The sequence below is a fragment of the Arthrobacter sp. ISL-72 genome, from assembly GCF_018613755.1.
Classification (GTDB): Bacteria; Actinomycetota; Actinomycetes; order Actinomycetales; family Micrococcaceae; genus Arthrobacter.
Map to the genome: position 1 here is coordinate 110696 of NZ_JAGGPP010000010.1, position 26576 is coordinate 137271.

At 64.9% G+C, this 26576-nt stretch carries 23 protein-coding genes and 2 pseudogenes; 11 read left to right on the top strand and 14 right to left on the bottom strand.

The features are described 5' to 3' along the window. Positions 1-136 precede the first annotated feature (136 nt). Positions 137-1034 (top strand): IS5 family transposase gene (locus J7I92_RS11905; RefSeq protein ID WP_251039831.1). Its coding sequence is split into 2 segments (ribosomal slippage): positions 137-514 and positions 516-1034, totalling 897 coding nucleotides; the frame shifts between segments, so codons are not numbered across the junction. A 61-nt stretch (positions 1035-1095) separates the two neighbouring features. On the opposite strand, the gene J7I92_RS11910 is transcribed toward J7I92_RS11905, so the two are convergent. Continuing rightward, positions 1096-1569 carry a GNAT family N-acetyltransferase gene (locus tag J7I92_RS11910; RefSeq protein WP_214840713.1) on the bottom strand — a complete coding sequence of 158 codons (474 nt, stop codon included), beginning with the start codon at positions 1567-1569 and terminating at the stop codon, positions 1096-1098. A 74-nt stretch (positions 1570-1643) separates the two neighbouring features. On the opposite strand from J7I92_RS11910, the gene J7I92_RS11915 reads away from it, so the two are divergent. Beyond that, the gene (locus tag J7I92_RS11915) at positions 1644-1823 is read left to right on the top strand and encodes a hypothetical protein (RefSeq protein WP_214840715.1); all 180 of its coding nucleotides are present in this window, start codon (positions 1644-1646) and stop codon (positions 1821-1823) included. Between the two features lie 54 nt (positions 1824-1877). Here the strand turns inward: J7I92_RS11915 and J7I92_RS11920 are convergent, their stop codons facing one another. Continuing rightward, positions 1878-3098, bottom strand: a complete 1221-nt coding sequence (locus J7I92_RS11920) for an amidohydrolase family protein (RefSeq protein WP_214840717.1) — start codon at positions 3096-3098, stop codon at positions 1878-1880. Between the two features lie 85 nt (positions 3099-3183). Continuing rightward, complete coding sequence (locus J7I92_RS11925) at positions 3184-4641, bottom strand: DUF3100 domain-containing protein (RefSeq protein ID WP_251039832.1); 1458 nt, start codon at positions 4639-4641, stop codon at positions 3184-3186. A gap of 144 nt (positions 4642-4785) precedes the next feature. On the opposite strand from J7I92_RS11925, the gene J7I92_RS11930 reads away from it, so the two are divergent. The 4 genes from J7I92_RS11930 (at position 4786) to J7I92_RS11945 (ending at position 9574) form a co-directional block, all read left to right on the top strand. After that, positions 4786-6273: an amidohydrolase family protein gene (locus J7I92_RS11930; RefSeq protein ID WP_214840718.1), complete on the top strand. Its 1488-nt coding sequence runs from the start codon at positions 4786-4788 to the stop codon at positions 6271-6273. Positions 6274-6465: 192 nt separating this feature from the next. After that, positions 6466-7803 carry an amidohydrolase family protein gene (locus J7I92_RS11935; protein ID WP_214840721.1) on the top strand — a complete coding sequence of 446 codons (1338 nt, stop codon included), beginning with the start codon at positions 6466-6468 and terminating at the stop codon, positions 7801-7803. A 73-nt stretch (positions 7804-7876) separates the two neighbouring features. Further along, positions 7877-8863 (top strand): ornithine cyclodeaminase family protein, encoded by a 987-nt coding sequence (locus J7I92_RS11940; RefSeq protein ID WP_214840723.1) that lies wholly within the window; start codon positions 7877-7879, stop codon positions 8861-8863. Between the two features lie 42 nt (positions 8864-8905). Then, positions 8906-9574 (top strand): GntR family transcriptional regulator, encoded by a 669-nt coding sequence (locus J7I92_RS11945; protein WP_214840725.1) that lies wholly within the window; start codon positions 8906-8908, stop codon positions 9572-9574. Positions 9575-9725: 151 nt separating this feature from the next. On the opposite strand, the pseudogene J7I92_RS11950 reads toward J7I92_RS11945, so the two are convergent. Further along, a pseudogene (locus tag J7I92_RS11950) lies at positions 9726-10216 on the bottom strand (DUF3100 domain-containing protein); the annotation flags it as partial. Positions 10217-10427: 211 nt separating this feature from the next. On the opposite strand from J7I92_RS11950, the gene J7I92_RS23885 reads away from it, so the two are divergent. Both J7I92_RS23885 and J7I92_RS23890 read left to right on the top strand, forming a co-directional pair. Next, on the top strand, positions 10428-10931 hold the full coding sequence (locus J7I92_RS23885) for an alpha/beta fold hydrolase (RefSeq protein ID WP_251039833.1): 504 nt from the start codon (positions 10428-10430) through the stop codon (positions 10929-10931). Then, positions 10898-11041, top strand: coding sequence for a hypothetical protein (locus tag J7I92_RS23890; RefSeq protein WP_251039834.1), 144 nt, complete (start codon positions 10898-10900; stop codon positions 11039-11041). Before J7I92_RS23885 ends, J7I92_RS23890 begins: the two co-directional genes overlap by 34 nt. A 78-nt stretch (positions 11042-11119) precedes the next feature. Here J7I92_RS23890 and J7I92_RS11960 read toward each other — a convergent pair whose 3' ends face one another. The 3 genes and pseudogenes from J7I92_RS11960 to J7I92_RS11970 all read right to left on the bottom strand — a co-directional run bounded on the left by J7I92_RS11960 (position 11120) and on the right by J7I92_RS11970 (position 12855). Then, positions 11120-11569: a hypothetical protein gene (locus tag J7I92_RS11960; protein ID WP_214840727.1), complete on the bottom strand. Its 450-nt coding sequence runs from the start codon at positions 11567-11569 to the stop codon at positions 11120-11122. A 252-nt stretch (positions 11570-11821) separates the two neighbouring features. Next, positions 11822-12022, bottom strand: a complete 201-nt coding sequence (locus J7I92_RS11965; RefSeq protein WP_396020378.1) for an aldehyde dehydrogenase family protein — start codon at positions 12020-12022, stop codon at positions 11822-11824. Positions 12023-12082: 60 nt separating this feature from the next. Then, positions 12083-12855, bottom strand: a pseudogene (locus tag J7I92_RS11970) (MerR family transcriptional regulator). Positions 12856-13117: 262 nt separating this feature from the next. Between J7I92_RS11970 and katG the strand changes: the two are divergent. Next, positions 13118-15412 carry a catalase/peroxidase HPI gene (gene katG, locus J7I92_RS11975; RefSeq protein WP_214840729.1) on the top strand — a complete coding sequence of 765 codons (2295 nt, stop codon included), beginning with the start codon at positions 13118-13120 and terminating at the stop codon, positions 15410-15412. A 214-nt stretch (positions 15413-15626) separates the two neighbouring features. On the opposite strand, the gene J7I92_RS11980 is transcribed toward katG, so the two are convergent. From J7I92_RS11980 to J7I92_RS11995, 4 genes are all read right to left on the bottom strand, one after another. After that, on the bottom strand, positions 15627-16763 hold the full coding sequence (locus tag J7I92_RS11980) for an MFS transporter (protein WP_214840731.1): 1137 nt from the start codon (positions 16761-16763) through the stop codon (positions 15627-15629). Continuing rightward, complete coding sequence (locus J7I92_RS11985) at positions 16760-17182, bottom strand: cupin domain-containing protein (protein WP_214840733.1); 423 nt, start codon at positions 17180-17182, stop codon at positions 16760-16762. Before J7I92_RS11985 ends, J7I92_RS11980 begins: the two co-directional genes overlap by 4 nt. Before the next feature lie 90 nt (positions 17183-17272). Further along, positions 17273-18262: an amidohydrolase family protein gene (locus J7I92_RS11990; protein WP_251039835.1), complete on the bottom strand. Its 990-nt coding sequence runs from the start codon at positions 18260-18262 to the stop codon at positions 17273-17275. 210 nt (positions 18263-18472) lie between these two features. After that, on the bottom strand, positions 18473-19813 hold the full coding sequence (locus J7I92_RS11995) for a glutamine synthetase family protein (RefSeq protein WP_214840734.1): 1341 nt from the start codon (positions 19811-19813) through the stop codon (positions 18473-18475). A 145-nt stretch (positions 19814-19958) separates the two neighbouring features. On the opposite strand from J7I92_RS11995, the gene J7I92_RS12000 reads away from it, so the two are divergent. Continuing rightward, the gene (locus tag J7I92_RS12000; protein WP_251039836.1) at positions 19959-21440 is read left to right on the top strand and encodes an NCS1 family nucleobase:cation symporter-1; all 1482 of its coding nucleotides are present in this window, start codon (positions 19959-19961) and stop codon (positions 21438-21440) included. Positions 21441-21553: 113 nt separating this feature from the next. Here J7I92_RS12000 and J7I92_RS12005 read toward each other — a convergent pair whose 3' ends face one another. The 3 genes from J7I92_RS12005 to J7I92_RS12015 form a co-directional block, all read right to left on the bottom strand. Continuing rightward, complete coding sequence (locus tag J7I92_RS12005) at positions 21554-21778, bottom strand: hypothetical protein (protein WP_214840738.1); 225 nt, start codon at positions 21776-21778, stop codon at positions 21554-21556. Positions 21779-22275: 497 nt separating this feature from the next. Then, positions 22276-23040, bottom strand: a complete 765-nt coding sequence (locus J7I92_RS12010; protein ID WP_214840740.1) for an MBL fold metallo-hydrolase — start codon at positions 23038-23040, stop codon at positions 22276-22278. A gap of 327 nt (positions 23041-23367) precedes the next feature. Continuing rightward, on the bottom strand, positions 23368-25521 hold the full coding sequence (locus J7I92_RS12015; RefSeq protein WP_214840742.1) for a glycogen debranching N-terminal domain-containing protein: 2154 nt from the start codon (positions 25519-25521) through the stop codon (positions 23368-23370). Between the two features lie 378 nt (positions 25522-25899). Between J7I92_RS12015 and J7I92_RS12020 the strand changes: the two genes are divergently transcribed. Beyond that, a complete protein-coding gene (locus J7I92_RS12020; RefSeq protein ID WP_214840744.1) occupies positions 25900-26532 on the top strand; it encodes a dihydrofolate reductase family protein in 633 nt (210 codons plus the stop codon). Positions 26533-26576: the final 44 nt, after the last annotated feature.

Consider the following 26576-nt stretch of genomic DNA (forward strand, 5'->3'; position numbering starts at 1 on the left):
GAGCTCAAAAGTCAAGGAACTTTCAGAAACCACGTCGACGGTCGAACTCGATGACACCTGTGACGGTCCGGACTGCTTCTTCTGCCGCGGACCCGAAACCGACTAGGGCGTGTCTCCTAAATGGGCTGGGCGTTGGTTGAATAACTGGGGTGGTGTCGCGTTTCCAGATTTCACTGATGAGCAGTGGGCCCGCGTTGAGCCTTTGTTACCAAGTTCCGATGGCCAGCGCGGGTGCCCGTTCCGTAATAACCGCCAGATTGTAGAAGGCATGGCGTACCGGTACCGGTGCGGGATAGCGTGGCGGGATCTGCCGGAGCAATTCGGGGCGTGGCAAACCGTTTGGAAGCGGCACCGCCGCTATGCTGCGGACGGGATCTGGGACCGTATCCACGCGGTATTGCTGGCTGAGGCGGACGCCAACGGAGAGATCGACTGGACTGTTTCAGTGGATTCGACCATTAACCGGGCGCACCAGCATGGAACGAACCTTCCCCGCACCACAGGGGGATCCGCCGAATTACAAGAAACTCTGGATCGAGCCTGAGGACCACGCCGTGGGCCGGTCCAGGGGCGGGCTGAGCGCAAAGATCCATCACGCCTGCGACCGCCGGGGCCGTCCCTTGGCGTTCATTCTGGGACCGTGCCAGGGACCGGACTCACGCATGTTTCCCCACGTCACCAATGCGATCAGCGTGCCGCGGCTTGGCGGCGGCCGGGCCAGGAACCGACCTGACGCGGTCATGGGCGACAAGGCCTACTCGTCCCGGGCCAACGGAGCCCTTCTGCGTGAGAAGAAGATCAGGGGCCATCATTCCCGACCCAGGGACCAGATCGCCAACCGTAAACGCAAAGGCTCCCGCGGCGGCCGGCCCGTGGACTTCGATAGCGAAGCCTATAAAGGCCGGTCCGTCGTCGAGCAATCCTTCAGCCTCTTCAAACAATGGCGCAGCATCGCCACCCGATACGACCGACTCGCCATCACCTACCGGGCAGGCGTCGCTCTCTACGCCTCCCTGATCTGGTTATGGCAATAAGGAGACACTCCCTAGTGCGGGCCGGCGCCCGCGACGACGCCAGCTTGGGCCAGCCTCTCGCTTAGAGGCGGAGTTCCATGAAAATGCTGCTTGGATCGAGGACGTAGCCGGCAAAGGAAGGGCACTCGGTGAATCCGTTGCGGACATACAGGCGCCGTGCGGGCGCAAAATAGTCCTCGGTTCCAGTCTCAAGATAGATGCGCTCGAAGTCCAGGGTTCGGGCCGCGTCAAGGATGTGCCTGAGCATCAGCGTGGCGACCCCTCGCCCCCGCGCGGTTGCCGTGGTGCGCATGGACTTGATTTCGCCGTGCTTCGCTGAGCCGTGCGGGGAATCGAGGAGCTTGAGCGCGCCACACCCCAAGAGCTGGCCCTCCTCGCGTGCCGTCCAGAACGTGACCGATGGTGCGGACAGTGCGGAATGGTCCAGAGCGTGCACGCTTTCGGCCGGCGACGTGGCGAACATGTCTGCCAGGTGCTCGCTCAGGAGTTGGCGGACATCTCCCCGCGCCGGGTCATCCTGGTCAATGTGAATCATCGCCCCAAATTTACCCGGCTGCTGAGCCGGTACGAAAGTTGGGTGCGGACGCCAGCGGGAGTCCCCACGCGTGGATGCGGCAGAGCCGCACTTCCCTGGGTCGCCACTTCGACCCGGTCACGTGCCGGATGCTGGACGCACTGATCGAAGACTCCTTCCTGCACGCAGCTTTGGATACCGAACAGCACGACCGGGCCGTGACGGCGGAGGCGGTCGCCCGGATCACCACACCCCGTTCCGTGCAGGGGCGCTGACGGCTTCGTTCAAAACGCAAACGGACGACGGCGGGCCGGAGCAACCCGTCTCCGTCAGCTCAGAACGACCAGGCCGTCGGCGACAAGCCTGCCGTCGTGGATGACGGTGCGGTCGGTGCCGCGGTCCATAACGGTGCTGGTGACGGTCTCGCCGTCGACCAGGACAATGTCCGCCCGATCCCCGGGTGCCAAGCCGGGCAGGTCGTCGGGACTGGTGAGGCGCTGGATGGTGCGGTCCATGATGGACGCGCCTCCGATGGTGGCGATCGCCGCACAGTGCTCGATCAGCCGGTCCTTGCGCAACCGGTGCGTGAAGGCCAGCTGCCAGGTGCGGTCGAGCATGTCGCAATTGCCGTACGGGCTCCAGTAATCCCGCTGGCCGTCCTCGCCCAAACCGACACGGATCCCGGCCTCGGTCATGCGGGCCAGGTCGAACTGCGTGCCGCCGGTAGCCGGGGCGACCGTCGCCCAAGCGACGTCCAACTCGGCCATCTGCTCCACGAGCCGGGCCGTCACATCGGGTTGGACATTGGCCAGATCGTAGGCGTGGGACAGCGAGACGCGTCCTTCCATACCCAGCGCGCGGGTACGTTCGAAGACAAGTTCCGCGCTGAAGACACCCAGGTGGCCTGGCTCGTGCAGGTGAATATCGACGTCCACCCCGTACTTCTCCGCCAGGCCGAACACGATATCCAGGTGGCGCACCGGGTCACGGTCCAGCTGGCAGGGATCAATGCCGCCGACGGTTGTCGCACCCGCACGCAGGGCCTCCTCGAGGAGCGGAACGGTGCCGTCCTCAAGCAGGAGGCCTGCCTGAGGGAAAGCCATAACCCGCACGTCGGCGGCGTGGGCGAAGCGCTCCTTCGCGGCCAGCACTGCCTCGAACCGCTCAAGCTTGCAGTCCACGTCGATCTGCGCGTAGGAACGGACTCGCGTGGTCCCCAGCGCAATCATTCGCTCCAGCGTTCCCGCCACGACATCCCTGTAGGGAATGGGGGTGTCGCGCCAGTTTTCCCGGTCGTTGCACATCATGTTCCACACGCCGGGCGAGGCGGTGTGCTCCCGGAACGGCAGCCCGATCCGTGTCGAATCGAGGTGGACGTGTACGTCGGTAAAGGCGGGCATGGCGATCCGGCCATGTCCGTCGATGGCCCCGCCGGAGGAGTCAGCTACTTCCACGGCGGTCCCCGCCGGGTGAACGGCGGCAATCCTCCCCTCGCGAACCTCAAGGTCTACGGCGTCCCGGCCCCAGGGGCGGACATTGGTGATGAGCATGGTTCATTCCTTTCGACTGAGAAGTTAACGACGGCGGGGAAGGCACCGATCCGCGGGGACCGGTGCCCTCCCACAGCAGCACGTACTAGAAGTGGAAGGCAACCTGCGCGATGACTGCCGCGGCGAGGAAGCTCGCGGTGAACGTCATCAGTGCAACGATGACGATCTTCCAGCTCAATGAGCGCAGCGCCTTCACGTCGCGGCCCAGCGACATGCCGATCAGGGCGATCATGGGCAAACCTGCGAAGAGGACGTTGATGTGCTGCGTGGTGGAAGCGATGAAGGGGCCGATGGGCAGGAACGTTGCGGAGGCGATGGTGGCCAGGGCCAGGACCCAGATGCTGGACGGCACCGCCGGGACGAGCTTCGCAAGCACCAGCGCGACGGCCGTCAGTGCAAGTAGGATGAGCACGCCGACAACATCCAACGGCCGCGCGGAACCGGTGCCGAGGGCGTTCAGCAGGACGCCGACCACTCCGGTGGCGGCGAACGCGATGAGCCACGTCCTCGGTGTCCGGACAACAGTGGGGTCCGCTTCGATGCCGTTGACGTCCACTGTGTCGGTGCCGGACGCCTCCTCCGCGTCCATCACCGCGCTGCCCGGGCGCGCTGAGCTCGAGCCGCCTGCTTGGACGCCAGCGGCAAGGCCAATGAGAGCGCCGCGGCGGACACGGCGGCCGAGGTCGTCCCGCCCGAAGATGCGGGACCACATCTTGTAGAGCTTCCGGCACATGGGCAGCGCGATAAAGACCCCGGCGTAGAAGCCGACGATGTTGGTGACCAGGTTGGAGAGGGCCGCGAGGGCCATGATCTCTCCCGCCATCTCCGGATACAGGATGGACAGCGCGCCCACGCCGCCGAGCATCATGGAAGCGGACCCGAGTCCCAGCCCCAGCGCGAGGGCGCGGGGATCAAAGAAGTCCAGTCCGCCGAGGAGCCCGGCCAGGAGGGAGATGAACACGGCGCCGAAGACGCTGCCCAGCACCCACACAGCGAACACGCCCCGGTACTCGGGGGAGCGGACGCCGAAGCGCTGGATGGCGAAGGCGAGGTAGGACTCACGGTCGATCGACCACGTGGCTCCGATCGCCGTTCGGCCCAAGCCCAGCGCAACTGCGACTGGAAGAGCCAGGATCACCGTGCCGACCACGTGGCCCACCTCCTGCAGGAGGATCGCGGGACCGATGTTGGTGAACTTCGTCAGTGACGGGCCAATTTGAGTGCCGAGCCCTGCCAGGAAGAAGACGATGGACACGTCCATCAGGTGCGTGGACACTGCACGCGCGCGCCCTCCGATGGGTTTCCACCCCTGGACGCCGAGGAATCCACCGATGAGCACAGTCCACAGGATGGGCATCAGGACGATGGCGGCCGGGCCGAGATGGAACTTGTGGGTTCCGATCATGATGGCCACGGCACAGACGGCGGTGGAGATCGCGATCATCGCGAACCACAGGGCGGGTCGGGCACGGAAAGTACGCGACGGTACCGCATCCACGAGGACGGGCACGGACCCGCCTGTGGTCTTCGCTTCATTGCGCATGGCGCAGGCCTTTCGAGGGGGATCAGGGATCAGAACAAAGACATCTCGCATTTTGCGGAATCGCTCTTTGGTATACCAAATGACTGTATACTCGTACCCATTGAGAGGCAAGTCACATTTTTGACAGTCCGCCAAGGAGGCACGATGTACAAGAAAATCTCAGCCCGCTACGTTCTGGGGTTCGACGGGGCACGGCACACGCTCATCGAGGACGGCGAGGTGGTCTTCGAGGGAGATTCCATCGTTTTCGTCGGACGCAACTACGGCGGTCCGGTCGATGAGGAGCGCGACTACGGTCAGAGCCTGGTCATGCCCGGCCTGATAGATCTGGACGCCCTCGCCGACATCGACCACCTCATCCTGGACTCGTGGCCGACGCCCGACGTCGCAGCCGGCCACCTGTGGTCGGAGGACTACTTCGCCGACCGCCGCCGGGACGTGTTCACGCCGTCGGAGCGCGCCACGGTGCGCGGGTTCGCCCTGGCGCAGCTCGCCCTGCACGGCATCACGACGTACATGCCGATCGCCTCGGAGATCCACAGTGCCTGGGCTGAAGGCCTCGACGAACTGGCGGACATGGCAGAGACCAGCCGGCGGATCGGACTGCGCGGCTACCTCGGTCCCGCCTACCGTTCCGGGGTCCACGTCGCCACTGCCGCAGGTGATCGCGAAGTCCACTTCGATGAGGCGCAGGGGCTCGCCGGCCTGCGCGACGCGGAGCGTTTCCTGGACCACACCGCCGGCCTCGCCGACCCGCTTGTCACCGGCGTCCTGCTGCCGTGCCGCATCGAGACGCTGTCCCACGAGCTCATGCGTGAAACGGCGCGGATCGCCCGGGAGCGGAACGCGATTGTCCGGCTCCACTGCCTACAGTCACCGCTTGAGGACGGGCTCCTGCAGCATTCCGCGGGACGCGGCGTCTTGGAGTTGCTCGAATCCACCGGCCTGTTTGGCACGCGGCTGCTCATTCCGCATGGCGTGGTGATCAACGGCAAGGACCCCGCCGCGTTGGCGCCCGGAGGTCCGCTGGACCTGCTGGCCCGGCACGGTGTCAGCATTGTGCACTGCCCGCTGACATCGTTCCGTTACCAGAAGCAGCTTGTTTCGTTTGACTGTTTCCGTGAGGCCGGCGTCAACCTGTGCCTGGGTACTGATTCCTTCCCGCCGGACCTGGTGCGCGGCATGGACGTCGGCATGCACCTGACCCGGCTGGTCGAGGAGCGGCCGGACGCCGGGACCCTGGCTGCCTACTTCGACGCTGCCACCCTAGGCGGTGCGAGGGCCCTGGGGCGGGACGATCTGGGGAAGCTGACACCCGGCATGCAGGCCGACATTACGGTTGTTTCCCTGGGCCACTTCGGTGACGGTGTGGTCGAAGATCCGCTGCGCACGCTGGTGCTCAACGGCACGGCGCGCCAGGTGACCGACACCTTCGTAGCGGGGCGCCCCGTGGTTGTCGACGGCGCTCTGCCCGGCATCGACCTCGACGCGCTGCGGGCTGAGGGGCAGCGGCTCTTCGACCAGATGAAGGCCGCCTACTCGGAGAGGGACCTCCGGCGCCGGGAGCCCGGCGAGCTGTTCCCGCCCACCTATCCGCACGCGGAAATCAGCTCTCCCGCCAACGTCGGTTGAGGACTTCTATCTGCAGTCTCGGCAACCAAGGCTATTGTCTTGGTATACCAAAGGGAGTATCGTTGAGGCGTACCGCGGCTCCCGGCGCCTTGTGGGGGATGCTGATCCGCCCTGGCTGGACCCACGACTTTTGACCCCACTGACTCCGGCGCCCGCACTGCTGCGGAGCGGCCCCTTGCCCCTGGAGAAATCATGTGCCTGCACGACCACACCCCAGCTGCCCTGCCTTCCGCCGCAGTTCCGCGCCGCGGCATCCTCGCCGGGGCCGCCGCCCTCGCCGGAATCTCGGTGGCGAGCCTTGCTGCGCAGCTGGGAAATGCCCCGGCGGCGAAAGCGGAGGGCAACACGGCAAGCCCCGGCTACCCTGGCCGCCCCGCTTCATCCGCGCCGATAATCATCGAAGGCGGCACCATCGTTGACCCCAAGACCGGCGACGCGGTGGCAGAAGGAGTCCTTGTGCTGGAGGGAGGCAAAGTCACCGCGGTGGGCAGCCGTGACGAGACCCGCCGTGCTGTGGCCGCCCTTGCCGGCCAAGCCCGCATCGTCAACGCTTCCGGACGCTGGGTTCTTCCCGGCCTCATAGACGTGCATGTCCACGCGAACGCGCTGTCGGATGCGCGTGCCATCCTGCAGGGCGGAGCCACCAGTGTCAGGAGTGGCTCCAGCAGCTTCTACCAGGACGTCGCCCTCGCTGCCCTTCCCGCCTGGGCCGCCGGCGCCTCGCCCCGGATGAGCCCGGCAGGGCTGTTCATATCACCCGAGCTGGGGGACTCCCTCCTTGCGGATCCGGACCTGGCACCGCTCGCAGCCCTGTCCGGGGGAGTGACCGAACCGACCGACCTCGCCTACCTCACCAAGGTCAACCTGAAACGCGGCGCCCAGGTGATCAAGACCCGGGCCAACCCCAGGGCGGGCCTGCCGGAACAGGACCCCCGAGAACTGGTCTACAACTACGAGCAGCTGTCCGCGGTGGTCAAGGCCGCAGGGAAAGCAGGCGTACTGTGCCATGCCTACAGTGCGGAAGGGATAGACGGCGCGGTCCGGGCCGGTGTGCGCAGCATCGAGCACGGCGTCTTCGTCAGCGAGGAAACCATCTACCGGATGGCCAGCCGTGGGACGTTCTTCACTCCCACCATGGATGCCATCACCAGCATGGCGGGTTCCTCCAACCCGATCCTTGCCGCCCGCGGCAAGGAGTACACACCCATCATCAAAGCAGCCGTGAAAGCCGCCCATGAAGCCGGCGTCACCGTCGTCGCCGGGACTGACTCCTTCGGATCGGACGTGACGCCTATCGGCACGGAGGTGCGTCTTCTGGCTGAGGCCGGGCTTTCGCCGCTAGACGCCTTGCGGGCCGCGACAGTAAATGCCGCCGCCCTGCTGGGCTGGAGTGAGAATGCAGGGCGCCTGGTACGCGGTTCCTTTGCGGATGCCGTCATTGTGGACTCTGATCCCTTGACCAGCGGCTCCGCCCTGGAGGGAATCCGGGCCGTGGTGGCGCAGGGAGTCCTTGTCCGGAACGACCTCTGATCCCTCGTCGGGATAACCCCGTCCCGCCTTCCCCTGGCGAGCTAGCGCACGCCCTCCCATTGAGAAAGCCGCCATGACACTGATTCTTAAAGCCTCCGAGCTCCAGGCCCTGGCCGACATGCCGGGGACCATTACCGCCGTCGAACGCGTCTTCGCCGGCCTCAGCCGGGGAACCGCTGTTCAGCCGGCGCCGGATTCCCTTCTCCTGCCGTCATCGGACGCGCGGTTCCTGCCGATGGCAGCGCTGTCCGGCGACGAGGAGTTGGCATCGGTGAAGCTGCTGGCGGACATTCCGGCCAACCGGGAGTCCAGCCTGCCCACACAGCGGTCCACCATCATGCTTGTCTCCCAGCTGACCGGCGAGACACTGGCCATCCTGGACGGCAAAGTCCCCACCCGGGTCCGCACGGCCGCTGCCAGCGCCGTGGCCACGAAGCTCCTTGCGAGGCCGGGCAGCACAACCCTGGGACTCGTCGGTGCAGGCGCGCTGGCCGTGGCCCATGTGGAAGCGATGCTGGCCGTCCTTCCCATCGAAAACGTGGTGGTGTGGTCTCGTTCCGCGGGCACGGTGGCCGCCTTCTGCGGGGAGGTTTCCCACCACGGACTGAACATCACCCGCGCCTCCAGCGTCCAAGAAGTCGTGGAGGCTGCCGATGTGCTGTGCACGCTCACGCCGGCGGTTGAGCCGCTGGTCAAGGGTGAGTGGTTCAAGCCCGGGCTGCACGTGAACGCCGTCGGTTCCCGTCCACGGGCGGACCACCGGGAGATTGATTCGGAGGGCATGGTGCGGGCGAGGGTTTTTGTGGACAGCCTGGCCACGGCCCGGGCCAAGTCCGGCGGGCTGATCATCCCGGTGACCGAAGGTGTCATGAGCTTCGAGGACGTGGAAGCCGAGCTTGGTGACGTGGCGGCGGGGACAAGAGCAGGACGCGTTGGCGATGAGGACGTAACCTTGTTCAACTCGGTGGGTATCGGTCTGCAGGACCTTGCCATCGGGCGGCTCCTGTACGACGCTGCGCTCGATAAGGGGGTTGGCACCCGCGTGGCGCTGAATAACTGAGAGACCGCGGAAGTCAGACGCCGCAGCAAAACGGAGGCATGAATGACAGTCCAGGCGGAATCTCCCGCATCCTCGGCTGACACTGCCCGGGCACGGATCCGGGAACTGATCATCTCAGGTGACTTCGCGCCGGGGTCCCGGCTCCGGGAACGCGAGCTGTCCCAGACCCTGGCTGTATCCCGGGTGCCCGTCCGCGAAGCACTGCAGCAGCTGGAGGCCGAAGGCTTCATTGACGCTTCCCCGCGCCGTGGCGCCACCGTTAAACAGATCACCCTGCGCGACGTCAACGAACTCTTTGATGTGCGGCTCAGCCTGGAGGTCCTGGCCGCGCGCCTCGCCGCCCAGGCCGCGGCGAGGGGCCAGTCGTCGTCCGAGCTGCAGCAGATCATGGACCAGGCCGAGGACGCAACGCTGCGCCATGACCATGCGCAGATACCGCTGATCAACACCGCCCTGCACGCAGAGATCGTTGCGATGGGGGGCAACTCGCTGCTGGAGTACTCCATGAAGCCCCTGCTGGGCAGGATGCAGTGGCTCTTCACCCTGACCGGGCACCGTGACCCCCAGGTTCAGTGCGCCGAGCACCTAAGCCTGTGCAAGGCCATTTACGACGGCAAGGCGGAGCTGGCGGCGGCGCTGGCCTATGCGCATGTGGAGCTGGGCCGCGAACCGTCGCTCCAGGGACTGGCCGGTCGACTGCCCGAAAGCTGACCGAACACAAGCGGACGACGGCGGGATGTCCCGCCGTCGTCCGTTCTTTCCGTTCCGAAAAGCCCCTGGAGTTTTTGTCCAGATCGAGTTAGGTGCGCCGAAGGTCACGAAAAAACTCCGTGCGGGGCCGCTATAACCGGCGATACTGCTGCTAGTGCCAGAGCCCCAGGGCGAACTCCGCGATCACGGTGGAGAGCAGGAAGGACGCGGTGATCGCCACCAGGCCCACGGGAATGATCTTCCAGCCGATGTTCTTCAGCAGCGGGATGTCCTTGCCGAGGGACAGGCCCGCGAGCGTCAGCATGACGGTGGCGATGGACAGGAAGTCAACGGTCTTGATGAACCCGGTGAGTGACTCGGCGCCGAAGAACCAAGGGCTGGAGATGTAGGCGCCGATAGTGGTGATGTACACGATCGCCGAGATCTTCCGGGTGAGCTTCGCCAGCGCAGTGCTCACCAGGACCAGGGCCAGCATGATTCCGTACCCGGCGACCATGGACAGGCTGAATCCCTTGGCCGCCACCGACGCCGTGCCGATGCCAGGATCGTCAGGACTGAGAGCGACAGCCACAGCGGGAGCTTGATGGCTGCCGAGGATTCGGCGACGCGCTCGCGGAACAGTCGGTTTTCCTCCGCCTGTGCTGGGCCTTTCTGCCGGACACGGCCGGAGTTAGGATGCCGTGTGGCCTTCACCCACGGCTACGCGGACAACAACGGCCTTCGCATGTACTACGAGGTCCACGGGCAGGCGGTGCCCGGCCAGCCGCCGCTGCTCCTCATCCCGGCGGCGGCTCTACCATCGGCACCAACTTCAGTGAGATCATCCCGCTGCTGACCGAACACCGCCAGGTGATTGCCGTCGAGGAGGAGGGCCACGGCCGCACCCACCCCACCGGCCGCCCCCCTCACTGCCGAGAACTCCGCCGGCGACACCCTGGCTGTTCTGGAACAGCTCGCCATGGAAACCGTGGACGTGCTGGGGTTCAGCGCCGGAGGCCACACCGCCGTCGCCCTGGCACTCGGGCGCCCCGCCAGTGTCCGGCGGCTGATCATAGCCTCCACCTTTGTGAGCCGGGACGCCGTTCCCGATGAGTTCTGGGAGGGCATGTCGAAAGCCACCCTCGCGGACATGCCCGACACCTACAAGGACGCCGACCGCCTCCTCAACCCCGCCCCGGCCATCTGGAGCTGCTTTTCGAGCTGGACCGCCGGCGCATCCTGGACTTCCCCGGCTGGTCCGACGACGAGCTGGGCACGATCACGGCGCCAACGCTGGTGGTGGTCGGGGACCGGGACATTGTCTCCGCCGAATATGCCGCGAGGATGGCTGGCCGGATCCAGGGCGCCCGGCTCCTGATCGTCCCCGGCGGCCACGGCGACTACCTCGGCGAGCAGGCCGCCAGCGGCGGGGACCTGCGGACCATGCACGCCACCGTCCCGTTACTGCTGCGGTTCCTCGACGGGTAGGGCCTTAAGTGTTCGTTCGCGCTCATGGGGGGAGCGGCATCCAACTCAAGTGGATCATGCCCACCCAACAGACCTGGCTTAACGACTCAGTTCCTCCCCTGCGCCGGCAGGATTGGCGAGCGTTATTTCGGTGTGGAGAATCGTGGCGGTGCACTGAAATTGCGCGCTGCAGGTTTGCAGGTAGACCGATGCTGCGGCGGCACCTTCGTCGAACGCCATCATATTTGGAATGACTCGTATGGTGACTGTTTGGGCCTGCTTGGTGCAGCTGAGCTGATCGTTTCCGCCGCCGCCGGCGATGCGTCCGTCGCTGACTCTTTGGGTGACTTGGACCACGGGTATTGCGATGATCAAGGCTGGATCGGTATCGCACACGAAGGTGACAGGGACATCCACCGCGGCGCCGTTGGCAACAAGGATTCCCGGCCCCACGCTCACGAGCGTGGCGGCGGCCGCTTGCGCGGGGGTGGCTATGGTCACGAGGGTTGCAGCAAGAGCGGCGGCGAGGCAGCTTCTGGTGCCTAACATCAGGTTCTCCCTTGAATGGAAGCGTGGCGTCCTGCGTTCCGCATTGTCGGCAGTGCGGTGACTGGGCGTCTTAAAGGTACGGGGCGTAGCCCCTGACGACAGCGCCGTTCCGGGTGCCGCCTGATGCGGCCGAATGTCCGGTAGGCCGTAGATTACCCACTACCTGCCTGTGTTACAACGGGCAACGCAAACGGACGACGGCGGGAGCTCCCGCCGTCGTCCGCTTCCTGATACTCGTTGCCGTGGAGATGGTCAGCCGTGGTTGTACATGACGTGTTTGGTGCGGGAGAAGTCCTCGAGGGCGTAGCTGGAGAGGTCCCGGCCGTAGCCGGAGCCCTTGAAGCCGCCCCAGGGCATTTCGTTAGCGATGACGAGGTGCGAGTTGAACCAGACCGTGCCGAAGTCGAGCCGGCGGGGAACGGACAGCGAGCGGGCCGGGTCATCTTTGCACATTTGAAGTTCTTGCTCGCGGACCGGCCCACACCGCTGAGTTCCGGGAGTTCGTAGATGCACTTAGGAGCCTTGGAAGCCGAGGTGCCTTTCGGCGTAGATCCGGAGCGCGTCGCGAACGAACACTGCACCGGCCTCCCCACCGTGGTTCGCCGCGAATCGGGGATTGGCCACGTACATCTCACCTAGACCGGTCACGTAACCCTTCGTGTCGCCGCCGCCCTCTGCGGCCGGGGTTCCCGGTATGGACGTCAGCCATTCCACATGGCGCCTCGCGAGTTCCTGGGCCTCGGCACTGGCGACGGAAATGCCAGATTCCGCGGCGCGCAGCCAGTCGCTTCCGAGCTGCCCGGAGCGCTGCTTCCAGGCGGCCTTCTCTTCGGCGGTCATTCCGCGCCACCAAGTGTCACTGGCCGCGTAGGCCTCCTTGCCCCAGCGCTCCTCGACCTCGTCCTTGTACTGCGTGTGGTCGAAGCCATCAAACATTTTCTCTGCCATGAGTTCGCCACCTCCTTTCACTGTCTCGATGGTTTGCCGGACCGATGCGATCTGCCGGCCCAGCCGTTCCTGTTCCTGCCTCAGCCACTCCAGATGGCTGCTGAGCGCGCTGACCGCATCCGTCTCGCGGTCGAAGACCTCGGCGATGGCGGGCAGGCCCAGACCGAGTCCGCGCAGCAGGAGGATACGCTGCAGCTGCAGCAGCGAGCCGCCGTCGTAATAGCGGAGCCGTTGGTGCCGATCCTGCTGGGCTTGAGCAGTCCGATGTCGTCGTAGTGGCGCAAAGTCCGGCTGGTGGTCCCAGCCATCCTTGCAATTTCCTGAATGGACCAGTTCATCCTTGACTCCTTTCCGCCGCCATCGTCCGATAATCCGACCCTAGAGGTTGACGCTACGGAACAGTCAAGGGGGTGCTTCGAGGTATGACTTCAGTTCATGCCCCCGCGGCCCGTGACTGAATTGGTTGATTGCGGTTCCAGGACAGTCTTTTCCAATCAACCCCTTGGGGCTCTCCCCGCGGCCGCGCGCTCATGGTCAAATGGGAGGGTTGAACCGGCCGCCCGAGTCCGACCACGGCCTCGGCCCTATGGAAGGAAAAACATGACGGATCGCCAGGATCACCCCCCGATCCCAACACCCGGAAGCGCCCAGGGTCTCGACAGTAAGGTTGAGGGCGGGTGCCCGGTCGCCCATGACAGCGTGACCTCGCACGGCAGCGAGAGCGAGAACCCGGCGATCGACTCGCCGCAACCCAAAGCGCACCGGCCACGGACCACCGCAGACTGGTGGCCGAACCAGCTCGACCTCTCCGTTCTCCATGCCCACCACCCGGCGGGCAACCCGCTCGGACCCACGTTCAGCTATTCCGAGGAGTTCCAGAAGCTCGACGTCGAGGCGCTCAAGCAGGACATCATTAAAGTCCTGACCACCTCCCAGGACTGGTGGCCCGCAGACTTCGGCCACTACGGCGGCCTGATGATCCGAATGAGCTGGCACGCCGCCGGCACCTACCGCGTCCACGACGGCCGCGGCGGCGCGGGAGACGGCAGCCAGCGGTTCGCACCGCTCAACAGCTGGCCGGACAACGCCAACCTGGACAAAGCCCGGCGGCTGCTGTGGCCGGTGAAGCAGAAGTACGGCCAAAAACTCTCCTGGGCCGACCTGCTCGTCCTCGCCGGAAACGTCGCGCTTGAGTCCATGGGCTTTAAGACCTTCGGCTTTGCCTTTGGTCGCGAGGACGTGTGGGAGCCCGAGGAAATTTTCTGGGGACCCGAGGACACCTGGCTCGGCGACGAACGCTACATCGGCGAAGGCCAGATGTCCGAGGAGGTCGGTTCCACGGAAATGGGCCTGATCTACGTCAACCCCGAGGGGCCGATGGGCAACCCGGATCCCGCCATGGCCGCGGCGTTTATCCGCGAGACCTTCAAGCGGATGGCGATGAACGACGAGGAAACCGTCGCTCTGATCGCCGGCGGCCACACCTTCGGCAAGACGCACGGTTCCGGTGACGCGGACGCGCACGTCGGGCCGGAGCCGGAAGGCGCCAACCTCGAGACGCAGGGCCTGGGCTGGCTCAGCACGTATGGGACCGGCAAGGGGGCGGACACCATCACGTCCGGCCTGGAGGTCACCTGGACGGACAGGCCCACCCAGTGGAGCAACCGCTTCTTCGAGATCCTGTTCGAGCACGAGTGGGAGCTTGTCAAGAGCCCCGCCGGCGCACACCAGTGGGTGGCCAAGGACGGCCCGGAGATCATCCCCGATGCCCACGACCCGGAGAAAAAGCACCGGCCCACGATGCTCACTACGGACCTCTCGCTGCGCGTGGATCCCGTCTACGAGAAGATCTCGCGGCGTTTCCTGGAAAACCCGGACGAGTTCGCGCTGGCGTTCGCCAAGGCCTGGTACAAGCTGCTGCACCGCGACATGGGCCCCGTCGGTCCCCGCCTGCTGGGGCCGTGGGTCCCCGAACCGCAGCTCTGGCAGGACCCCATCCCGGGAGTGGACCACGAGCTGATCGACGAGCAGGACATCGCATCGCTCAAGGCCCAGCTCCTTGACTCAGGCCTGTCCGTTTCGCAGCTCGCCAGCACGGCATGGGCCGCGGCGTCCACCTTCCGCAAGACCGACAGGCGCGGCGGAGCCAACGGCGCGCGGATCCGGCTGGAGCCCCAGCGCGGCTGGGAGGTGAACCAGCCCGAGAAGCTGGCGACTGCGCTGCAGGCGGTCGAGACTGTGCAGCAGCAGTTCAACTCCGCCCAGGCCGCGGGCAAGAAGGTTTCGCTGGCGGACCTGATCGTCCTCGGCGGCTGCGCGGCGGTGGAGAAGGCCTCGAGGGACGCGGGTTTCGCTGTCACCGTGCCGTTCCGGCCAGGCCGCGCCGACGCCTCCCAGGACCAGACCGACGTCGAGTCGTTCCAGTACCTGCAGCCCCGGGCGGACGGGTTCCGCAACTACGTCCGCCCCGGCGGGAAGCTCCAGCCGGAGACCCTCCTGCTCGACAAGGCGTACCTGCTGGACCTCTCTGCGCCTGAGATGACAGCGCTCATCGGTGGCATGCGTGCCTTGGGCGCCAACGTCGACGGTTCCTCCCACGGCGTCCTCACTGACAGGCCCCAGGTCCTGACGAACGACTTCTTCGTCAACCTGCTCTCCCCGGGCACCCGGTGGAAGGCGTCGGAGGGGGAGGAGAACGTCTACGAGATCACCGACATCGCCACCGGGGAGCTGAAGTGGACCGCAACACCGGTCGATCTGGTCTTCGGCTCCAATTCCCAGCTGCGGGCACTGGCCGAGGTCTACGCTAGCGAGGACGCCGGGGAGAAGTTCGTCAACGACTTCGTCGCGGCCTGGGTGAAGGTCATGGAGCTCGACCGGTTCGACCTGCGCTGACCGAGGCGTCCGGGCCGGCCGCGGTTGCGGCCGGCCCGGACGCAGCCAGGCGACTGCGGGCCCTCGGGGGAGCGGCGGTTTTTCAAGAGCCCGAACCCGGGTGTGTCCCGGTCCAAGCACGGTGTTTCCGCGGTCAGAAAGCTTTGGCCCTGTGAGTGTCCGGGTTACGGGCGGCAACGAGTGTGCCTAACCAGACGATGGCCGCGAGGATCGCCTAGCCGACGGTGATCGCGGGGAGACTGACCCCCCGGCTGGCCTGTCCGGCTATGAGGCTGGGGACAGCGGATCCCGTGTACGAGATGGCGTAAATCACGGCGAGCAGACCGGCGCGTTGCCGGGGGAGCGCTTCGGGCAGGAGTGTGTTCATGCTGCCGGAGGTTGCGATGCCCATTCCGATGCCGCCAACCACGCCCGCGCTGAGGTACAACCCCAGGATTCCGGCGGTACTGGCGAACGCGAGGCTGGCTCCTGCCACGGCTACGAGCGTCATCCCGATGCGTTGCGCTGCCGCCGGTGTGAAGCGCCCGGCAATGAAGGCCCCGAGGAAACTCGGCGCCATGGACGAGGCGAACACGGCCGCCGCGACGACGGGGCTGTGCGAGCCGAGGTTGTCGGCGGCGATCGAGGGACCGAACGAGGTGAAGTAGCCGCCGAACGCCCAAGTGGCGACAAAGACTCCCGAGGCCAGGGGCAGGTAGCCGCGGGATGCCTTCGGAATGGCGAACCGGGGGATCAGGGAGGAGAACGCGCCCGGGGTGCGGGGCACGGTCTCGGGGGAGGCCGCGAGTGCAATTGCGCAGCCGAGCAGGACCACAGCGAACACGCAGAAGGTGAGCTCGCGGGGAGCCGGCGCGAATTCGACGAGCACTCCCGAAAGGAAGACGCCGACGGCGAGACCGACTGTGGCGGCGGCAGTGGTGACGGTCGCGGCGAGCCCTCTTGGCCGCCGCGGTGCCGTGTCTACGGCGTATGCGCCGATTGCACTGGACGCCAGGCCGGCGGCAAGTCCTTGGAGGGCACGCCCAATCAGGAGGGGGAGAAAGCTATTGACAAAGAGCAGGGTGAGGCAGCCGGCGATGGCGAGCATGAGCGCGGCAATCGAGACGGGACGTCGCCCGTGGTGGTTGGAGAGCCGGCCGAGGACAAGCAGGGCGAACACTGCGCAGGCGAAGTAGACGACGGCGACAAGTGAAAACTCGTCATTGGTCAGACCGTCGGCGGTTCGGTAGGTGTCGTAGAGGGGAATCGCTGCGGCGCCTGCGGCGAACACGGAGACGAACGAGACAGTGGCCGGGATGAAGCCGCGCACCTCAGCGCTCACGGTTGCGGTGGCGGGGCATGTGCTGGTCATGTGCGGGAGGGTCTGGACTGGGTGCCGTTGTATTCGTCGTCGGTGATGTGCTCAAGCCAGGTAGTGGTCGTGGACGGATCGTCGCCGTTCTCAAGCATTGCGATGTGCTCCATGAAGCAGCCGGGCGCGGCCGCGTGCCAGTGTTCTTCACCGGGCGGCGTGTACAGGGTCTGGCCGGGGTGGACCTCAATGATCGTGCCGTCACGGCCTCCGAACCTGGCAACACCCTGGGTGACTCGAAGGAACTGGCCGCGCGCATGGGAGTGCCAGGCTGTGCGGGCACCGGGAGCGAAGCGAACGGTTGCGACGACCATGCGCTGATCGTCTTCGTGAGGAAGCGCTATGGGGTCCAGCCATACATCGCCAACGAACTGCTCCGGCGGGTTCTTACTGGTGGGGTAGGTGGGTTCGATGTTCATGCGTTCTCCTTGCTTGCAGCCATGCAGACCACGCTACGGCGACACCGAATTTTGAGGGAGTCTCTGTCAGTACCACCTATCGACCGGTTCTCAGATGCCGTAGACCCGCCGTGCGTTCCCGTAAGCTGTCATTTCGGCCACCCGGATGGCATCTGATTCCGACCATTCGCCACGCTGGACCCAACTGCCCAGAACCTGCACCAGCGCCCTGCGCCAGAGGATGGAACCCAGCAGATGCAGTTCCGGAGGACCAACGGCGTCGGAGGAGTAGAGCTGCTTTGCGAAGGGCGCCAGTTCAAATGATTCGCCCACGATCTCAGGACTTCTGGCGCCTACGTAGTTGAGGGACAGTCCCACGTCAAAGTAGACGTTATTGAAGGCTTGGGACAGATAGCCCGCTTCGCGGTGGTACGGATAGCAGTGCAGCAACATGACGGGCGCGTTCTGCATCCCGGCCTGACGCAGCAGCCCGAGCAGGAGCACGGGATTGGATCGATGCAGGTCCATGTCCCGGTCTCCAAAGCCCACGTGGAATTGGATTGGCAGCCCGTACGCTGCTGCCGCATGGACAATAAATGAAGTGATCACCGGGTCCTGCAGCCTTGACGCCCCGGGGGAAGCCGTCCTCCATGCCGCAAATGCTTGCTCCACCTTCCGCGCGCTTGGGTCGGCCCAATCGATGTCGAAGCCGCACCTGTAAGCGGCAATCGTCTTGAGGCCAACGACGGCGGGGACGGCCCCGGCCAGCGCGTCCCGGAAGTCCGACGCAAAGGACGCCGGAGAGTCCTTTTCCTGTGCCACCGTCTCCGCCAGAAGTTCGAGTCGTAGGATTTCCGAGCTGCCGGTGCCGGAAAGCTCCGCCATGATTTCTGGGGTGCAAATGCCGGAGGGGCTGACGCCTGTGTCGACGATCCAGTGCTCGACGCCGGCCCTGCCTAGCAGCAGTCCGTTCAGCTCCTCCGGTTGCAGCGCGCTGCGGGCGGCCCAATAGTCATCCGCCCCGGCATGCGGCTCCAGTCCTAACAGCGGTGCGCACCATCGCCGGATGGCGAATCCCAGCTGGGAGTCGAACGGAGTCATGAATTCCGGGATCGGGTCCGGTGACGCTTCGTTGATTGCTTGTTCAAATTCGGCCCGGGTTAAAGTCCGCGTAAAGCAGCCGTGAACGTGATGGTCCACGAGAGGCATCAACGCGACGGCTGCCGCAAGTCTTGCCGGGACCTTTTCTTCCAGTCCAGCCAACAGGTCGAAATCACCAAACGACATACGGTTCCCACCTCTTCAGCCAGTTCAGACGGACCAGGCGAAGCGGACGTCCTCCGCGATGTCGGCTGGAGCCTTGTTCTTGTAGTGCTCAACTTCGTGGCGGCGGACTGCGATGACGCCGTGGACAATGGCCGGACCCAGAGTCTTCGAAGCCAGCTCGGAATCCTCGAGGGCCCCAAGAATTATCGACTGCTCCGTGTGCAGGGCCATCGAATCTTTGCGGGGACTCTCTGCCGGATTGATGGCGACTTCGGCCGGCAACGGAAGATTGGCCTCAATTCCGCTGGCTGCAGAGCCCAGTAGTGCAGCTGCCGCCAGGTAGATGTTCGCGCTCGGATCGACCACCTTGAGCTCCACATTGGCGCCATGCGGATTTCCGGCTGTGGCAGCCACGAACCGAAGGGCCGCCTCACGGTTCTCCAGCCCCCAACAAGCGGACGCCCCCGCCCAGCTACCTGGCCGGAGCCGCTGTCCGGAAACCACGGACCCCGCATAGATGCCCATGAAATCGCTCAATCCTGCCAGTATCCCGCCAATTGCGGCGCCGCCTTCGGCAGTGATTCCGTGCGGACCGTCTCCGCCGGAGAACAGCGGGTGGCCCTCGCGCATCAGCGACAGGTGGAGATGGGCTCCGTTGCCGGCCCCACCCGCCCACGGCAGCGGCGAGAATGAAACTCCCATCCCATGGCGTGCCGCCACCATCCCGGTGAGGAGGCGGGCGAGCACAGCTGCATCGGCCATCTCGACCGGCGTTGCCGGGGCCAACGAAATTTCAAACTGGTCCTCGCCGTATTCGGCGTGAATCTGCTCCGGGGAAACGCCGGCCTTTTCCAGGGATTCCGCTAGGTCCACCACAAACTGGGAGTGGGCAGCTACTGCTGACATCCCGTAGGCGGCCCAGGATCTTTTCGGAATTCGTCCACCCTCAAGGGTGGTGAGCGTGAACTCAAGTTCGGTGCCCATGAGCGCACTCAATCCCTGCTCGGCGGCCATGTCGACCAGTGAGGCGAGCCGTCGGCGGGGGCACAGCTCCGATGGGCTGCCGTCTTGGTCGTGTATGTTTGCCGGCCCCCACGCCAACCCTTTGTCGATCAGGCTGATTCGGTCCAGGTCCAGGCGCAGGCGCAGGTCGCCGACAACTCCAATGGAGGGAGTGAAGGCCAACGCATTGTCAATACAGAAGACACTCCAGGACGGTGCGGCCCCCATGCCATTCTCAGTGAACGCACCTAGTCGGCGAAGCGGAATTCCCTTACCGCGGATGACGCCGCCCAGGTCTACGACGGTCCCCCACAAAAGGGCCACGTTCCGGGACTCGAGCCACAAACTGGCGGCTTCCAATGCTTCGCGGCTGGATCCAGTCATGATGGCAATTCTGGTCCGCAAGAATTCATTTGCCTAGCATCGTGTCCGCGCACGCCGGGGGTATATTGGCATCGATGGACGCATTTCTGTTGGTGGGTTGAAAAATCCTCCTTTCGAGTGTTGAAGTTTGGGAAGAGAGGATCCGATGTCTCACCCAATTCCGCCCGGCGCCAGTGCTCGTCTGTACAACAAGGACCTGGCACCGGCCGAATATCGGACGTGGGGTTTCTATTCTCTGTTTGCGATGTGGATGTCGGACATCCACTCGCTCGGCGGTTATACGTTCGCCGCCGGTCTTTTCGCGTTAGGTCTGGGTGCCTGGCAGGTATTCCTGGCGCTGGTGGTCGGGATCGTCGTAGTTTTTTTCCTGATGAACTTCTCCGGCTACGCCGGGCAGAAAACCGGCGTTCCCTACCCGGTGCTTGCGCGGGTCTCGTTCGGGACGTTCGGCGCCAACCTGCCGGCCCTGATTCGCGCGCTTGTGGCCATCGCCTGGTACGGCATCCAGACCTGGCTCGCCTCCCGGGCCGTCATCATCATCGCCCTGAAGGTGTGGCCGGAACTGAACGGGCTGACGGAGAACAACTTCCTTGGTGAATCCACCCTCGGATGGCTGGCCTTCCTGCTGATGTGGTCACTTCAGCTTCTGCTGCTTCGAAACGGCATGGAGACGATCCGGAGGTTCCAGGACTGGGCCGGCCCGGCGGTCTGGGCGGTGATGGGTCTGCTGGTCGTCTACATCCTGATCAACGCGGGCTGGAGCATTTCCCTGGACCTGCCGGGGGGAAATGCCCAATGGGGTGCCGCGCATGCGTTTTTTGCCGCCATAGCGCTGACCGTGACGTACTTTTCCACCCTGATGCTTAACTTCTGCGACTTCTCCCGCTTCGCGCCCTCCCGCAAGGCTGTTCGAGCGGCGAACCTGTGGGGGCTGCCGGTGAACTTCATTGCCTTCTCCGTGGTCTCCGTCCTCGTCACCGCAGGAACATTCAAGGTATACGGGGAGCACATCTACGACCCGGTTGAGATCGTCGGGCGGATCGACAGTATCTGGGCGCTTCTGCTCGGGGCTGTCACCTTCGCTGTTGCAACCTTGGGGATTAACGTTGTCGCGAACTTCGTTTCGCCGGCCTACGATCTGGCGAATGCCTGGCCTTCGAGGATCGACTTCAGGCGCGGTGGCCTGATCGCAGCCATGATCGCGCTCGTCATCACACCCTGGAACCTGTTCAACAGTCCGGTCGTGATCAACCTTTTCCTCGGCGGGCTCGGCGCGCTGCTCGGGCCCCTGTTCGGAATTATCATGGTCGACTACTACGTGCTCCGCAGGCAGCATGTGCTAGTGCCAGACCTTTTCCGTGAACAGGGGTACTACACGTACACGCGCGGCTGGAACCCCAAGGCCGTCCTCTCGTTCGTCCTCTCCGCCGCCCCTGCAGTGATATTGGCGCTAGTCCCCCTCTTTGGCGCGCTCTCAGCCTTCTCCTGGTTTATCGGAGCAATCCTGGCGGCCGCGGTGCACTACGCCATCTCCCGCAACGACACGACTCTGGCCGAGTCGGTCAGGGACGCGATCGCCGCAGAAGCAGAACCGGATGCGACATCGGGCGCGGATTTGGTGAGGTGACGGGGCCTTGCCTGCGCAGGACCACGCATTAGCGCTCGACGTCGGCACTCAGGTGTGCCGACGTCGAGCGTTCTACGGAACCTCCACCTTCCCCAAGCGGCGTCCCTGCGATGTTAGTGCAAAAGTTCGCTAATCTCCGCCCGCACCAGCCGCTCGGCCAGTTCGCCAAGGTCCAGGTTCAGGATGGCTTTGAGGGCGCGTGCCATGTTAGGTGCTGCGGCAAGGAATTCGGCCAGGCCCGGATCAGATTCCAGCTCCCGCCCAAGCTTTTCTCTGATGTCATGAGCGGTCCAGTGGCTGTCGGTGTGCTGATTGGTGAGTACAGTCCTGGCATTCATGGCCCTGTCCTTTGGCTCGCCCTGTGCGATGGCTTTGCTATTAGCGACTATGGCAAGCTGGGCTCAAGAATCGGTCAGATAACAGGCCAGATTTGAACAGGATTTGTCCAGATTTTCCTGAAGGCCCTTCTTTTCCATCCAGCTGAAACATGGCCGTCGGGGCCATGAGCCGGATGGATCGAGTACGGGGGCATACCTGGCAATAGTGCGGGACCTTTCACCGGTTCAATCGTGACGTGTCGTGCTGTAGCAAGCGGTTGTGCCGCCGATCGTGCGATCAGGTGCGGTAGGGGAGGATGACGCGTCGTGCGGAATCGGTCAAAACCTGGCGCATGGTCGCACGGTCGATCCCACTCAAGGTGGGGTCGATGCCGGCGACGATGAGCCCCCCGCCGGCAACTGCAAGGGCGACACGGGTGGCGGGGCGCGTTTTCGCCGATCAGCAGGCGGTAGAACGTCGGCCATGTATCCCACGATTCGGGCGGAGAACTCCCTGCTTAGCTCCCCAAAGCCGCCAGCGCTTCGGCCAGGGGCATGCGTAACGCGGGGCCGTGTCCGGGAAGTATGACCGAGGCGTTGATGCCGTCCAGGCGGTGGATTGCAGCCAGCGCCGCTGCAGGGTCGGTGTGGTACATGTTGTGAAGCATCTGCGGTCCGGATTTTCGACTTACCGGATGACCGCTGACAAACGAGTCACCGACAGCGATCGCTCCTGCCCGGGGAAGAAAGATTGAGACATTGCCGGGTGTGTGGCCCGGTAGCAGGATCACTTCCGGGGATCCGGGCAGGCTCCGGAGCATCTCGGTGTCCCATGCCCGGGCGCGCGTTGCAGGCTCCGCCGCAAGGGCGCCAGCCTTGATGACATGGATCATCCACCGGAAGACGCGCGGGCGCCAAGCCCGGATGATTACCTGCCCGAACGTGACTTGGTGCTTTTCCTTCCCCTGGACGTGGGCCAGCTCTTCCGGGGCGCACAGGATCGGCGTTCCGTATGACGCGGAAAAGTGGGCCGCCGAGCCGGTGTGGTCCACATGGCCGTGCGTGATCAGCATGGCCCGGGCGTCCGCCGGATTCAGGCCCAGGTATCGGAGGGATTCGATGACGTGAGGATGGTCGGAGGGATAACCGCTGTCAATGAGGATGAAGCCGGTCTGGTCTCGGACCACCGTCCAGTTGGAGGCCGGTCCTTCGGCGAAATAGACACCCGGTGCCTGCTCGGAAACGCTGGTGCCGGGATGCCATTCATTCGTTCGGTGCTGCACCGGTACATAGTAGCGTCAGATGGTGCTGAGTCCGTTTATGCTGATGCTTGACAGCAAGCTCACCGCGATGCGACGAAGGCCGCTACGAGGAATAGAGGGCGAATGACCGAACGTATGGGCAGGGTGGTCTGCGACGTCACGATCACCGCCACGGGTACTCAGCCGGACTCAACCAGACCGAACACCGCCCGTTCGGCGACGTCGCGATCCAAGGCGGCGCGACCATCAACCAGCAGGTGAAGTCACGGGCAGCGGGGCAGGTCACCCATGTGGTCTACCGCGTGCTGTCTTGAGCTAGAAGGTTGCACGACTGCTTGTTCCCACTGCTCACTTTGCCAGGCCGGCCTGCTCTATAAGCTCCGTCAGCCACGGCCGGTGTTCACGGTGGAAGACCAATCCTTCAGGCAGTCCCTGCACGGAAGGTTGCGAACCCGTGATGTCGATGGTTATCCGGCCGCCGCCCATGGGCGCGTTGGTGATGTGCAGGTCGCCGTAGGACTCAGGCAACACGGGGTCCATCCACATGCCGCCGCGGGACACGTGAGCGTCGTACCGCATCAGGCTCGTCACCAGCATGATGGGTGTGGTGGCTGCCCACGCCTGCGGGGAGCACGCCGTCGGATAAGGTACCGGAACAGTGACCTGGTCCCGGCCAAAGCCGCAGAACAGTTCCGGAAGGCGGCCGTCGGTGTACTCGGCCGCCTCAAGCAGGGCTGTGGCGATCCGCTGCGCCTCCTTCACGAAGCCGTAGCGCAATAGGCCCGCCGCGATAATGGCATTGTCGTGCGGCCAGACCGATCCGTTGTGGTAACTCGCGGGATTGTAGGCACCCATGTCGCTGGCCAGGGTCCGGACGCCCCAGCCGCTGAACATCTCCGGGGACATTAGCCGCTCAGCCACCAGCGGCACCTTGTCCTCATCCACAATGCCGTGCCACAGGCACTGCCCCATGTTCGACGCGCAGGCGTCAACAGGCCGCTTGTTGCCGTCAAGGGCGACGGCGAAATAGCCGCGGTCGGGCAGCCAGAACTCCTCGTTGAATTTTTTCTTCAACTGAGCCGCCTCTTTGGTGAGCCGGGCCGCCAAAGGTGCGTCGCCGGCGTCGTACGCCATCCACGCCCGGGACAGGTACGCCGAGTAGACCAGGGCCTGGACCTCGCAGAGCGCTATCGGAGGTTCGGCCAGCGTCCCGTCGGCGAAGTTGATGCCGTCCCACGAGTCCTTCCACCCCTGGTTGATCAGGCCCTGGTCGTTGAGGCGTTCGTACTCGACGAAGCCGTCGCCGTCGCGGTCGCCGTAATTACGGATCCAGTCCAGCGCCCGGTCCGCATGGGGCAGCAACGCGGCGATGGTGTCCTTGGCGAAACCCCAGCGGCTCACCGAGCCGAGTGCCATTACGAACTGCGGCGTGGCATCGACGCTGCCGTAATACGCGGATTTGCCGCCCAGCGCCAGCCCGCCGGAGACGCCGAGCCTGACCTCGTGCAGGATCTTTCCGGGTTCCTCCTCGCTCGCCAGGTCCACCACCTTGCCCTGGCGGTCGGCCAGCGTCTGCAGGGTGCCCAGTGCCAGGGACGGATCCACCGGCAGTGCCATTTCCGAGGCCCACAGCGCGTCCCTGCCGAAGAGGGTCATGAACCAGGGCGCGCCGGCCGCCACCACGATCCGCTCCGGATGGGCGGGGTCCTCGATGCGGAGCGCACCCAGGTCGTCATAGCTGCGCCGCAGGGTCCGCTCGATGGAGCGGTTGCCCATGTGGAGCTTGGGAATCTTCGCCACCCATTCCTGGCGGCGGCGGTCGCTCGGCGACACTTCCCCTACCGCCGGTCGGACGAACGATGCCGCCGGGACCGAGCTGCCGCCGACTGCCGGTACAACGCTCACCTCGGCGGTCCAGTGGCCGCGCGCCGGAACCACGGTCCGGTAGGTCAGGGCCTCGGGGGTGACCTCTGCGCCGGCGCCGTTGACTATGACGCCCTTCAGGAGGTCCTGCCATGCCGCCCTGATTACCAAGGAGTCGCCGTCGGGCTGCCGGGATTCTTCCCAGTGCCGCTGGACCCGCGCCTCCTTCACCTCGAAGAGGTCCGCGAAATCCGATTCAACGTTCAGGGAAACAATGCACGCGGTCTCGCTCGAGGAGTAGTTGCGGATGGTGATCTGCTCGAAAATGCCGGCCCCTACTTCCCGCAGGCGCTCGACGATGATCGGACTGTCTGCGTACCCGTCAGAGCGGGGGACACGTCCAATGAACAGCGCCCTGAAGGGCTCCCTCGTCTCCGCTGTGAGCGGCTCCAGGGGTTGGCCATTCACTGTCAGATTCCAGCGTGACAAGATGCGGGTGTCCTCATGGAAAACCCCGTGAGGATGTTCCGGATGGATATCTCCATTGGCCAGGGAAATGCAGAAGGACGAACCCTCCACCAAGGTCAGGGTGCCGGCCCCCACAGGTCCGGCCGCTGTGTCAGCATTCCATCCAGCCATGCCCGCTCCTTCAACGGTTTAGAACCGAGGCGGCGCCCGGCGACTCCAGCCCGAAGGCCGGGCACGCCCATTGCTCTGCGGGATAGACGCTACGCCTAAGGTCGCCTTGATAAAAGGTGCTAGTGCGGTTCCATTCGCTGGTTTGACCAGCGGGGACACCGCGGGCGTTGGAGTGGCTAGTGCCGTGTACCGAATTGCTGCGAATCTGCCCGGATTTCCGGACCTTCCCGATGTGGCAACGAATACCACTGCGCGGACCTTTCCCTGCATTCACGGGCCCTTGAAGGTGTGATCGGACCGGGCATAGCATTGCGGCACCGGCTGTCGCGGACCAAAGGCCCAGCGACCACTGACGTCGATCAGATCGAGGAGACGGCCATGGGCGAGACAACTGCAGAGACGTCATCGGCGGACCTGATCGTCGACCTGATCATCTCCCTGGACGGCTATGCCTCGGCGGAGGGGTGGCCCGGTTGGTGGGGCCTGGAGGGGCCGGAATACCTGGCTTGGCTGGAGCAGGAGGGGAAGAAGGGCTATACGTTTCTCCTGGGGGCGAACACTTATCGGCTGATGTCCAGCATGTCAGAGGAGGCGGCAGCCGAGGGCTCAGGATTCTCCGGGGATGAGGGGGCCGCCCTGACCGGCCTTGCCGCCGTGCCCAAGGTCGTCTTCTCCTCCACCCTGCAGACGCCCTTGACCTGGCCGAACTCGAAGCTCGTTACCGGGGACGCCGTCCAGGCCGTGGCGGAGATGAAACGGACCGGGACCGGGCCGTTGAGCACCCTCGGCAGCCTCAGCCTCAGCCGGTCGCTTCTGATCGCGGGCCTCGTGGACCGGTTCCGGCTGGTCGTCTTTCCGGTGATCACGGGCCGCACCGGGCGGGAGCGGATCTACGACGGCTATCCGGACGTCTCGCTCGAGATGCTGGATAGCAGGACCTTTGACGGCCGGCTTCAGCTGCTCGAGTATGTCCCCACCGTGCTCAGCGGGCCACTGGGCGGCCCGACGTAATTCAATCCGCGGTGTTTGCTGGTGTGTTGTTGGCTGTCATCGGA